The sequence below is a fragment of the Blautia sp. SC05B48 genome (genome assembly GCF_005848555.1).
Taxonomy (GTDB): Bacteria; Bacillota; Clostridia; order Lachnospirales; family Lachnospiraceae; genus Blautia_A.
Window position 1 is genome coordinate 1960215 of sequence record NZ_CP040518.1, and the last position, 11342, is coordinate 1971556.

Genomic DNA, 11342 nt, shown 5'->3' on the forward strand with positions numbered 1-11342 from the left:
ATTTGGAACATCATAAAATCAACAAGGATAAAGGTAAAAAAATATGAATAAAAGACAAAAAATTCTGATTGTAGATGATTCAAAACCGGTGTTTATGAAAGAGGATCTACTTCCCGTTATGGGAGATAATCAAATGATCCAGGATCTGCCCTCTGCATTTATCCGGGTTTTGGAGTAACAGAACGCATGGAAAAAATAATGGAAAAGGATCTTCTGATCCGGGATGTAGAAACAAAAAATATCATGACTAAATCCAGTCTTCCGGTAGGGGGATATTCTGTCAATCCTTATGTAGGATGTACCCACGGCTGCAAATACTGCTATGCCTCTTTTATGAAACGGTTCACCGGGCATACCGAATCGTGGGGGACATTTTTGGATATAAAACACTGGCCGGCAATTAAAAACCCGAGAAAATATAAAGGCCAACGGGTAGTGATTGGTTCCGTGACAGATGGGTATCTGCCCCAGGAAAAGGAGATAAGAAATACCCGCAGGATTTTAGAACAGTTAAAAAATAGCGGTGCAGAAATCCTTATCTGTACGAAATCGGATCTTGTACTCCGGGATATTGACTTGCTAAAAGAAATGGGAAAAGTCACTGTCTCATGGTCGATCAACACATTAGATGAAAAATTTCAGGCAGACATGGATCAAGCTGTCAGCATCAGCCGCAGACTTGAGGCAATGAAGCAGGTATACGAAGCCGGAATACGCACGGTTTGTTTCATTTCCCCAGTATTTCCGGGCATCACAGATTTTGAAAAGATTTTTGAACGTGTGAAAGATCAGTGTGACCTGGTATGGTTAGAAAATCTAAATCTCCGCGGTGGTTTCAAACAGGAGATCCTGGATTATATTCAGAAATATTATCCTCACCTTGTTACCCTGTATGATGAAATCTATCGCAAGGGAGATCGAAGTTATTTTCGGGCATTGGAAAACCAGGCAGCACAGATGTCCCAAAAATACGACTGTCCTTTTGTAGACAACGAACTGCCTTATGACCGCGCAGAGCCAGGCCATCCTGTAATCGTGGACTATTTCTATCATGAAGAAGTACGGGGATCGGAAAATACAGGGCGGCGCAAAAAATGATTGAATAAGTTGAGATGTAAAAGAGGTGCCTCAAGAGACTGAAACAACTCATAGTTTTCCATGAATGTTACAGTCTCTTTATTATTATCAGTATACTCCACACTCTGGGTTGGTATCAATATCAAGATGAAGCAAAGGCTTTTCTCCCTCCACTGCCCGGTATATATCCAGCATAGTAATTTCATCCGCAGGTTTGGTAAGACAGGCGTTTGCCTGGCTTTGGGTATTGGAGATAAGGCTTGCATTTTTCAGCGCGGACATCAGCTGCCGGATATAGGCAGGATTTGTTTTTACACTTTTTGCAATCTGGGCACTGGTCAGATGCTCTTTTTCTTCTTGTAATTTATATTTTAACATGGTACAATTTTGATGTAATTTTAATAATAACAATAAAAGAAAGGAAAGTCAACCATGCAGCCAATGAAAAATATTGTTTTTGAAAATGCATATCAAAAAAATGCCCGGACCTTATTAGATAAACTTAATTCTGCTGAAGCCATTCTGGTAGGAGCAGCAGCCGGCATGTCCGCTTCCTGTGGCTATAATTTTTTCTATCAGAATGATGCGATATTTCAGAAATATCTGGGGGATTTCCATAAAAAATATGGATTTACCGGAGCCTTTAACGGATTTTACTATCATTATCCTTCCCCGGAAGCTCACTGGGCATTTCTTGTACGTATGGGCTATATGGAATATGAGTGTCCTACAGGACAGCCTTACTACGATCTCATGGAACTCCTTGAGGGTAAAAACTATCATATTATGACCACCAATCAGGACTTCCAGTTTACCCGTGTGGTGTCCGAAGAAAAATTAAGCGCCATCCAGGGTGATTTCCGCTATTATCAGTGCAGCCGCCGATGTCATGACCAGATTTATTACAACAAGGATATGGTCTATGCCATGAATGCAGCTATTGACGAGAATCTGTGTATCCCCGCCAAAATGATCCCCCGCTGTCCAAAATGCGGAGCCCAGATGGAGCCCTGGGTACGGGGATATACATTCCTGGAAGGTGCCAAGTATAGAGACGAATACCGGAAGATCAACGAATTTCTGGAAAAGAATAAAGAGAAGAAGATCCTTTTTCTGGAGTTGGGCGTAGGACGAATGACCCCTATGTTTATCCAGGAACCTTTCTGGAATCTCACATACTCCCTGCCTAAGGCGTTTTACATTACCATTAATCCAAAGGACGCCATTCTTCCTGAAGAAATAGAACAGAAGGGGCTGGCTATCAAAGAAGACATTGCCCTGGTGCTGCAGGAGGCAGTGCGGGTAAAGAAAGAGGGAAACAAGGAGCATGGAGAAGCATAGTCACAAGGACATCCCTGGAACAGCAATGGGCCTACTATACAAAATATATTTACAGTATGTGGCATCTGCCTACAGGTCAGCTATATCTGGCTCTTAAGGCTGTACTTGCCGGAAAAGATTAGAGAGATGACACCGGGGGTGATCAGACTGCCTTTCTGGGAGATGACGGCCCGTAACAGCCAGGTGTTTTACGTCTGTCTGAACCGGGAAGCCTCTTCTGCTCCGGAACATTAAAAAGGGAGAAGTCTTTACCTGCAAGGCAATCTGGCAGATATATTAAAGGAACTTCGGATACAGTTGGAAAAGGAGAAATAACATTATGGAAGAAAACTTCAGAAATATTTATAAAGCTATCCAGGAAGCAGATGCTCTTCTCATCGGCGCCAGTAACGGATTATCTATTTCAGAAGGATATAATATTTTTGCAGATGATCACTGGTTTCAGAAAGATTTCGGAGATTTCCGCAGTAGATACGGGATCAGAAACATACTGCAGGGATTATTCTTTCAGTATCCTACAGAAGAATCTAAATGGGCATTTTTCAGCAGACTGATCAGCCGGAAATGTTATCTGGAACAGCCCGGTCCTGTAATGGAGGATCTGTATCGTCTGGTTAGTTCCAAAGATTATTTTATTGTGACCTCCAATGGCGAGGACCATTTCGTGCCTGCAGGATTTGACAGGGATAAAGTCTTTGAGATGGAAGGCCGTCTCACCCAGTCCCGGTGCCAGAATGGATGCGGAACAGATCCTTACGAAAACCAGAATGAAATTCTCAAAATGGCGGAAGCTGAAAAAAACGGACAGATCCCCTCAGAACTGGTCCCATGCTGTTCCTGCTGTGGAGGGCCAGTTACGGTCAATATGGCAAACAGCAATGCATTCTTTCAGACCGAACAGTTCCAAAAGAAAATGCAAGACTATCAGAACTTTATTAAGAAATATCATGGTAAAAGATTAGCGATTCTGGAATTGGGCGTGGGATGGCGAAACCGTATGATCAAAGAGCCTTTCATGAGCCTTGCTGCTTCTGAACCTGAAGCAGTTTATATCACCTTCAATAAAGGAGAAGTCTATATTCCTTCAGAAATTGCCGGAAAGTCGATCGGGGTAGATGGAGATATTGGGGAGGCGCTGAAAGAAATATGTCTGGCAAGAGAGAACCTATAGGGTTGTTTATATATTTCTATTTGGGCAATTAATTTTTTTGAATGGACAATGCAAAAAAGGCACTGAAAACCGTAGAAATATTGGTTTTTTAGTGCCTTTTCCATTAGTTAAAGAGAAAAAATATAATAAATTTAAGTTTTGCTAAGTTTCGCTAAATTCTATTCGTTTGAGCATCGCCATTGCTTTGACGGTTCACGTTTTCCACAATCATCACAAGTCTGCGGCCAGTTGATTTTCCATTCAAAATACTCATCTTTGGTAATTTTACCAGATTTCAGTTCTTCTTTTCTAAGAGTCCATTCTTTCAGAAAATTATTGAGAATCCCATAATTAAACCACATACCAAAAGAAACATTAGGAAAACAGGTAAGAAAGGCAAGGTGATGAGTTTGAGAAAATTGAAGTGATGGGACGACTTCTATCAGGAATATGTTGGAAAAGAGGTGAGCATTATGGTGAATCAGTCAGTGTTAGATTCCAGTGTTGATCTGGAACAGTTAAAAGATATTGAAGAATTAACTCCGGATATGGACAGAACGATTTCTGAAAAGGTGGAAACATTTCTGGATAAATCCGGTGATCAGCCATATGCTCATATGAATGAAGGCTATGTGGTGGTTGTGCAAATGACCGGGGAGCTTGAGGCAACGGATGCACTCAGTGATTATCTCAAAAAGCGGATAGAGTGCTATTGATCGCTCAGCACCTGAACACTTGCTGTTCAGGTGCGCAAGAACATGATTCAGGTGTGAGCAGCGCTCCTTTTGCGTAGCAAAACTTTAAATGAGAGCTGCGAATGTTACAGTTCGCAGTTTTCTGTGAACTGTAACAACGGAGTTGATATAGCAGATGAAAGACGAAAAAAATTTTGCGAAGACACAGATGTTATGTTAATGTGAAGTCAGGGAAAATGAACGTGATACATGGTTTCTGACTTCTATTCGATGGAATTAAGCGGGTTAGGAGCGATGTAAAATGGAACAAATGCAAAAGAACACACCAGATATATACGATGCTGCATTGTATCTTCGACTGTCCAGAGACGATATGGATGACGGCAGTGAGAAGACAGAGAGCAACAGTATTGCAAATCAGAGAGAATTGCTTCGGAGCTTTGTAAAAAGCCAGCCGGACATTCAGATCTTTGATATATATGTGGATGATGGATATTCAGGTGGAAATTTTGACAGACCTGAGTTCAAGAGAATGACAACCGATATAGAAGCTGGACGAGTGAATTGTGTAATTGTAAAAGATTTGTCCAGATTCGGAAGAGAATATATAGAAGCCGGGCGATGGATCGAAAAGACCTACCCGGCTTTAAATGTGCGTTTTATTTCTGTGACGGATCAGTTCGACAGTAAAACGGCTGATTTTTCGGAGAGGTCATTTGTAGTTCCGATTAAAAATTTTGTAAATGAAAGTTATTGCCGGGACATCTCCGGTAAAGTACGCAGCCACCAGAAAATCAAACGGGAAAAAGGAGAGTTTATCGGGGCATTTGCACCATATGGTTATTGCAAAGATCCGGAAAATAAGAACTGCCTTGTGATTGATGATTATGCCGCAGATATTGTAAGAAAAATATTTGCCTGGAAGATTGAAGGATTCAGTTTCGGTGCGATTGCTGAAAAATTGAATATGCGTCATGTACAATCTCCAAAAGAATACAAGATTGCAAACGGCGAAAATTATAATGCTGGATTTCAGGGGACAGATACCCCAAAGTGGTCAGCAGTACAGATTAAAAGGATTCTGACCAATGAAGTGTATATCGGCAATATGGTTCAGGGAAAGCAGGAACGAATCAGCTATAAGGTGAAGAAACGTCTGGATAAACCAGAGTCAGAATGGGTGAAAGTAAAAAATACACATCCGGCAATCATCAAGCAGAGTGATTTTGATGTAGTACAAAAACTGCTTCAATATGATGGCAGAGCGTCAAAGACATCAGACAGTGCCAGTTTTTTTGCAGGATTTATCTTCTGCGGAGATTGTGGAGTACCGATGATACGCAGAGTGAACCGATATAAGGGAAAAGAAAAGGCTTTTTATATCTGCCAGACAAAGAATAAAGGCGGAGACTGCACCAGACACAGCATACCGGAGGAAGTGCTGAAAAAAATTGTCTTGAAAGAAATCCAGATATATACAGCACTTTTTGTAGATTATGAGATGATCATGGAAGAACTTCAGCAAATGGAAGTCAGCTACGACCAGGTAATCAGTTATGATACACAGATCGCAAAATTGCAGGAAGAATACAACAAATGTTACAGCATAAAAGTATCTTTGGCAGATGATTTGAAGTCTGGGATGATTAGCAAAGAGGAGTTCGACGAGTTCCGGGAAAGTTACGGTAAAAAGTGTGAAGAACTGGATCAGATGATAGAACATCAGAAAAAACTGGTAAAGCAGATGTTTGAAGGTGGCGTTTCTGCAAAAGTTCAGTTAGAAAACTGGAAGAAATCTCTGGAGATCAAAGAGCTGGATCGTACCTTACTGGCACTGACAGTAGATAAAATCTACATTTATGAGAACAAGCAGATTAAAATCCGGATTCGTTATCAGGATGTGATTGAAAAAATGAAAGTCATAAAACGATTTTATACAGAACATCAGGATCAGTACAGAAAAGAGGTGGGATAAGTGGCAAGGACAGCAAGAAGATATGAGAAAAGGACAGAAAAGAAAAATTTTCAGATTCCAGTGTATATGGCTGCGATTTATGCCAGATTATCCGTAGATACAGACGAAAGAAAGTCAGAATCTATCGAAACGCAGGTGACGCTGATCAAAGAGTTTGTTGACAGGCACAATGCAGAAGCAAATAAAGAGTATGAACTGGTTGTGTATGATATTTATTCTGATCTGGGAAAAACCGGAACCAATTTTGAGAGAGCTGGATTTGAACGAATGATGGATGATGTCAGAGCAGGAAAAGTAAACTGTATTCTTGTAAAAGATTTTTCCAGATTTGGCAGGAATTATATAGAAACAGGAAATTATCTGGAAAAGATATTGCCTTTTATGAAAGTGCGTTTTATTTCTGTATGTGACCACTATGATTCATTTGCACCGAATGCGAAAAATCAGGAATTATCCATGAATATCAAGAATCTGGTAAATGATACCTATGCGAAAGATATTTCCGCAAAGGAACGGGCAGCAAAGCGAACAGCACAGAAAAATGGGGAGTATGTTGGAGCAACAGCTCCGTATGGATATTGCTGTGAGAAGATAAATGGAATCTATAAACTGGTCAAAGAGCCGGAATCTGCAAAGATTGTGCAGCGGATATTTGCGGAATATGCTTCCGGTAAGGAGATTCAGCAGATTATAGATGGATTGTTTGAGGATAGTGTACACCGGATTTCTGATTATAATCATTATCATCATGTGTACTGGCAGGAAGGTGAAACTCTGCACCAGTGGGGAAATTCCTCTGTTCGTGCAGTACTGAACAGGCATAACTATTATGGAGATCTGGTACAGCGAAAATACGAATCCAGGTTTGTAAAAGGTGAAAAAGGGTGTGATGTGCTGGATGAAAGTCAGTGGATTGTTACTCCCAATGCTCATGAACCGATTATCAGCAGAGAACTGTTTGAAAAAGTACAGATCCGGTTAAAAGTGGCACAAGAAGCCAGAAGCACAGTAGTAGGATGGGAAGATGATGAAAGAGCTTTTTACAATGTGTTTTATTGCGGTGACTGTAAGCGGAAAATGTGTACAAGGAGATCAAGAGGCAGTGTGTTTTACTTTTGCAATGCGGCTCAGTACCGGGATGAAAGAAAATGCAGTCATAAATCTATTTCAGAAAATACGGTACAGAAAATCGTTTGCTCAGAACTGACCAGACAAATGCAATTAGCAGGATTTAAGAAAAAAGATATGTCGGCAATGAGTAATGATATATTTTCGGCTAAGATTCTGGAAATTCAGAATGAAATCAAAAAGCTGGATGCAGAGGTGGAACAACGCTCCGAAAAACTTGCTCAGGCATTTATGCAATATAAGGATGAAAAACTTTCCAGAGAAACTTATATGGAAATGCGTGAGGAGCGTAACAACTGGAAAATATTCTGTGAAGAAAGAAAAGAGACACTGGAACAAATGATTCGAAGATTGCAGAAACAGCAAAAGGAAGAAACCAGATTTTTACGAAGTCTTCTGGATCTGGAAGGGACAACAAGAATCAATGCGGAGCTTGCGGAAGCACTGATTGAAAGTATGTACTTGTATGGTGATGGCAGACTGGAAATCAATTTTCGATTTAAGGGGGCGATAGAACATGAATGATCAGAAAATGCTGATCGGATATTATCGTCTTTCGTTGGAGGATGGCTCTGACGGAGAAAGTAACAGTATCATCAACCAGAGAAAACTGGTGAAAGATTATATTTCTCATATTCCAGAGCTGGCTGAACTGCCTTTTCAAGAGCTTTATGATGATGGCTATTCCGGTTCCAGTATGGAACGGCCGGGAATACAACAGGTTCTGGAATTGGCAAGAAATGAACAGGTACAGTGTATTGTTGTAAAAGATTTTTCACGTTTTTCCAGAGACTATATTGAAATGGGAATGTATCTGGAGCAGATTTTCCCATTTTTGGGAATAAGGTTTATCTCTGTTTCTGACCATTATGATTCCAAGGATTATAAAGGAAAAAGTTCTGACATTGAAGTACAGTTTAAAGGTCTGATAGCAGATTTTTATGTGAAAGATCAGTCTGTTAAGGTGAAATCGGCAGTCAGCACGAAAAGAAGTAATGGAGAGTATTGTTGTGGCTCTGCACCTTATGGATACCGGATAAATCCAGAGAACAAAAAGGAACTGTTGATTGTGGAAGAAGAAGCGGAAATCATCCGCAGAGTATTTGAACTGACGAATCAGCGGTATTCAAAGCTGGATATTTGCCGATTATTTAATGAAGAAGGTGTTCTTACACCATTGCAGTCTATGAGCAGGCGACAGAAATCAGACAGTAAGAAAGCATCTTCGAGAGGCTTGCAATGGACAAGTGATATGGTGCGAAAGATTCTGAATGATAAGAACTATATCGGTTGTATGGTCTATGGAAAAACCAAAATTCCAGATCCCGGAACAGGAAAAAAAGTTCCTGTGCCACGAAGTGAATGGAAGGTATTGGAAGATCACCATGAACCAATCGTATCAAAAGAAATTTTTGAGAAAGCACAGTCCTTGCAGATCAGGTATAACAAAAAGAGTAAATTCAACAAGGACACCACTTTGTTAAGTGGGTACGTGAAATGCGGAAATTGTAGAAGAAACCTGACCGGAAGCAGCCGGGTACATGGTCATATTCTGTATAGCTGTGCATACAGCCAGGGAAAAGAAGATACCGGGTGCTTTGCCGGAAAAGCCGATGATAAAATGCTGGAGCATATGGTGCTGGCAGAAATAAAGGCATACTTACACCAGAATATCAGCCAGGAACAGATGCAGCAATCCATGAGAAAACAGCATGAAGATAATATCGAAGCATACAAGGCTGAAAGTGCTGACTGCGGAAGACGACAGGAGCAGATCAAGGCTCAGAACCAACAGAACTATGAGAAGTACCATGAAGGGCAGATGAGCCGGGAGGAGTTCCTGAGTGAAAAGAAGCAGCTAGAGGAAGAAAGAGAGCGTCTGCAAAGACGAAAGAAAGAACTGGAAGAACTGATCAGCGGCGAGAAAGAAATCCTGCTGAAGAAGAATATTCCGGTGGAACAGATGATGGAGTTTCTGGGGTATGAGAAACTGATAGAAGAGATGCTTGAAAAGTATGTGGATGGGATATATGTGTATGACGACGGACGGGTGGAGGTGGAGTGGAAAAGCACTTACCTAAATTTGTAGCAATAATGTAACGTACTCTAAAAATATTTTTCATATATCAGAACATTTTATAAAAGTTGAATTTCCATTTTCACTGCCAAAAGACAATGCAATCATTGCCAATGGCAATGAAATTGGCGATGATAATTTGGAACTAATGAAGATTCTGAAAATATTAGAGGAAAATGCTTCTATCACAGCAAAGCAAATGGCAGAACAGATGGGTATAAGTACGAGAAAGGTTAGTCGTCTTATAAAAGTGTTAAAAGAAAGTAAAAAAATCGTCAGAATAGGATCTGACAGAAAAGGATATTGGAAAATCCAATAGAGAAGGGGGTTTTTATGTTCTGGAGAAGAAATGGTGTGGATACAGCACCAAGGTATAAAAAATATATTCCGTATTGGGTATGATTTAAGTTTCGCTAAGCTTGATTTGATAGGTTGGCTATAGTGGTAATAATGCGACATTGTTGCTGTATAAATGTAGCAATGACGTTACATCCTACCCACTGATTTTGTGACAACAATATAACGTCCTCCGTTCCAAAACAACGATTTTATGGGAAAAATCGAAGGAAAAAAGGTCAAAAAGTTTGTAGCAATGACTTGACATCCTCGGGGAGACTCTGTCTGGAAAGGAGCCTGCCAGATTAAAATATTGTACTTAGTGGCATTGTTACAATCCTGAGATCCTTCCATTGATGCGGAGATGAATTCAGTTACTGTCAGAGGTGCTAGTGCAAATATTGAAGCATTCACGCATAATGTAGATAAACAAAAACACAAATATAAAAAGAAGGAGGATAGGGTATGGGATTATTTGATAAGAAGATCTGTGATATCTGTGGAGAGAAAATAGGTTTATTGGGCAACAGAAAACTGGATGACGGGAATCTGTGTAAGGATTGTGCAAAAAAAATTGTCACCATGGTTTGAAGACCGGCGGCACAGTACGGTAGAGGATATTCATGATGGGCTGAGTGCCGGAAAGATTATCAGGGAAAATATCCATATACAAAGGTATTGGTTGTTACTTCGCTGATCGATCCCAAGGTGCTGGAAAGAGCAAAGAGCGGATGTGCAGACAGTCTATGGTATAAGGATCACGGTGAAGAGGAAATACGGAGTGTGATCTACAGAACGTTAAATGGGGAGCATGTATTTCCGGATGTGGCACCGGAGGTGGAACTTAACTGGATCACAAGCGGTGATATCAGTCCCAGACAGCTGGAGATGCTGCGTCTGTATATTCATGGGATGTCATATTCCGAGATTGCAAGGAAAATGGACTGTTCTGCTTCCGGGGTGAGATGGAATTTTCAGGAAATGATCGCCAAGGCGGGATACAGCTGCAAAGAGGATCTGATAGCAGCTGCACTGGAAAGTAAACTGATCGTAACCACACTGAAATAGAAGATCCACAGAATGCAGAAATATATTCAGACAGAGAAGGAAATTATATTATGATCACTGCACCGGACAGCGTCTTACCCCATGACAAAAGACACCTTTCGGATCTGCCCTGTTAAAGATAAAATTCTTGTGCAATATGCTCAATGCATAAAAAGGATATTTTATAAACAAAATTATATAAGTTGCATATAACTAACGCATGCAGCATAACAGAAGTTGTACAAATATCTGTACATCCATAGACGATTGGAATGAAATCATAGAATAAATTTATAAAAATAGCTAATAAAACTGGATAATATGTTCAAATTATGGTACATTTATTGTAGCAGTCAGAGGAAATACTGCGGCCTTTTTTGGGACCGGGATTTTTGAAGGGCTGAACAAATAACAAAGAACTTATTTATTTGGTTTTATTGTTTCTTTCCTGGGAGTGCAGAGAAGGAGGGAACGGATAAGAGCAGATAATCATAAGGATATAATCTTTATAAGGAA

The 11342-nt window shown here is 40.3% G+C and carries 12 protein-coding genes and 1 pseudogene; 11 read left to right on the forward strand and 2 right to left on the reverse strand.

Going from position 1 to position 11342, the window contains the following annotated elements; translation table 11 throughout:
* The first annotated feature begins 43 nt into the window (after positions 1-43).
* Together EYS05_RS17810 and EYS05_RS09000 are read left to right on the forward strand one after the other, a co-directional pair.
* Positions 44-178: a hypothetical protein gene (locus tag EYS05_RS17810; protein ID WP_256372095.1), complete on the forward strand. Its 135-nt coding sequence runs from the start codon at positions 44-46 to the stop codon at positions 176-178.
* A gap of 8 nt (positions 179-186) precedes the next feature.
* Positions 187-1098 carry a radical SAM mobile pair protein B gene (locus tag EYS05_RS09000; RefSeq protein ID WP_118512621.1) on the forward strand — a complete coding sequence of 304 codons (912 nt, stop codon included), beginning with the start codon at positions 187-189 and terminating at the stop codon, positions 1096-1098.
* An 87-nt stretch (positions 1099-1185) separates the two neighbouring features.
* Here the strand turns inward: EYS05_RS09000 and EYS05_RS09005 are convergent, their stop codons facing one another.
* The gene (locus tag EYS05_RS09005) at positions 1186-1455 is read right to left on the reverse strand and encodes an Rrf2 family transcriptional regulator (RefSeq protein ID WP_118512620.1); all 270 of its coding nucleotides are present in this window, start codon (positions 1453-1455) and stop codon (positions 1186-1188) included.
* A 54-nt stretch (positions 1456-1509) separates the two neighbouring features.
* Between EYS05_RS09005 and EYS05_RS09010 the strand changes: the two genes are divergently transcribed.
* The gene (locus EYS05_RS09010) at positions 1510-2418 is read left to right on the forward strand and encodes an NAD-dependent protein deacetylase (protein WP_138277040.1); all 909 of its coding nucleotides are present in this window, start codon (positions 1510-1512) and stop codon (positions 2416-2418) included.
* Between the two features lie 319 nt (positions 2419-2737).
* Positions 2738-3589, forward strand: a complete 852-nt coding sequence (locus EYS05_RS09020) for an NAD-dependent protein deacetylase, SIR2 family (RefSeq protein WP_118623330.1) — start codon at positions 2738-2740, stop codon at positions 3587-3589.
* A gap of 158 nt (positions 3590-3747) precedes the next feature.
* Here EYS05_RS09020 and EYS05_RS18060 read toward each other — a convergent pair.
* Positions 3748-3933, reverse strand: a pseudogene (locus EYS05_RS18060) (helix-turn-helix domain-containing protein); the annotation flags it as partial.
* A 108-nt stretch (positions 3934-4041) separates the two neighbouring features.
* Between EYS05_RS18060 and EYS05_RS09030 the strand changes: the two are divergent.
* The 7 genes from EYS05_RS09030 (at position 4042) to EYS05_RS17680 (ending at position 10847) form a co-directional block, all read left to right on the forward strand.
* Complete coding sequence (locus EYS05_RS09030; protein ID WP_118512617.1) at positions 4042-4284, forward strand: DUF6870 family protein; 243 nt, start codon at positions 4042-4044, stop codon at positions 4282-4284.
* Positions 4285-4564: 280 nt separating this feature from the next.
* Positions 4565-6238: a recombinase family protein gene (locus tag EYS05_RS09035; protein WP_138277041.1), complete on the forward strand. Its 1674-nt coding sequence runs from the start codon at positions 4565-4567 to the stop codon at positions 6236-6238.
* Positions 6239-7891, forward strand: a complete 1653-nt coding sequence (locus EYS05_RS09040) for a recombinase family protein (RefSeq protein WP_138277042.1) — start codon at positions 6239-6241, stop codon at positions 7889-7891.
* On the forward strand, positions 7884-9455 hold the full coding sequence (locus EYS05_RS09045) for a recombinase family protein (RefSeq protein ID WP_138277043.1): 1572 nt from the start codon (positions 7884-7886) through the stop codon (positions 9453-9455). The genes EYS05_RS09040 and EYS05_RS09045 overlap by 8 nt, the downstream gene beginning before the upstream one ends.
* A gap of 187 nt (positions 9456-9642) precedes the next feature.
* Positions 9643-9762: a hypothetical protein gene (locus EYS05_RS18065; protein WP_243119297.1), complete on the forward strand. Its 120-nt coding sequence runs from the start codon at positions 9643-9645 to the stop codon at positions 9760-9762.
* Between the two features lie 482 nt (positions 9763-10244).
* Positions 10245-10370 (forward strand): DUF4428 domain-containing protein, encoded by a 126-nt coding sequence (locus EYS05_RS09055; protein ID WP_227752240.1) that lies wholly within the window; start codon positions 10245-10247, stop codon positions 10368-10370.
* A gap of 192 nt (positions 10371-10562) precedes the next feature.
* Complete coding sequence (locus EYS05_RS17680) at positions 10563-10847, forward strand: helix-turn-helix transcriptional regulator (RefSeq protein WP_243119070.1); 285 nt, start codon at positions 10563-10565, stop codon at positions 10845-10847.
* Positions 10848-11342 lie beyond the last annotated feature (495 nt).